The organism is Variovorax sp. 01N429, from assembly GCF_056399425.1.
On the sequence record NZ_JBFTRG010000216.1, the window covers coordinates 1 to 380 of the forward strand.

Here is a 380-nt window from a genome sequence, read left to right on the forward strand (position 1 = left end):
ACCCGGGACGTTCCCGAACACCCCACCGCCGCGCGTGTGCTCATCGACGCGCCCGCGACGGTCGAGCAGCTGCTCCGCCTATCGGACACGGACCCGACGTACGACGAACGTCCGGGCTTCACCCGGGCGGACGCGCATCGCATGGATCACCCGGCCTACATCATCTACACCTCCGGCACGACCGGTCGGCCAAAGGGTGTGGTCACCCCGTATCGCGGTCTGACGAACATGCAGTACAACCACCGCCGCCACATCTTCGACCCCGTAGTGCGTGAAGCCGGACGACGGCTGCGCATCGCCCACACCGTCTCCTTCGCCTTCGACATGAGCTGGGAAGAACTCCTCTGGCTCGTCGAAGGCCACGAAGTCCACATCTGCGA

Annotated in this window: 1 protein-coding gene; it reads left to right on the forward strand. The window is 65.8% G+C overall.

The window, feature by feature from the left end; translation table 11 throughout:
• Positions 1–380 (forward strand): AMP-binding protein (locus AC1DSF_RS31315; protein WP_478184200.1); only part of this gene is annotated, 380 nt, incomplete at both ends.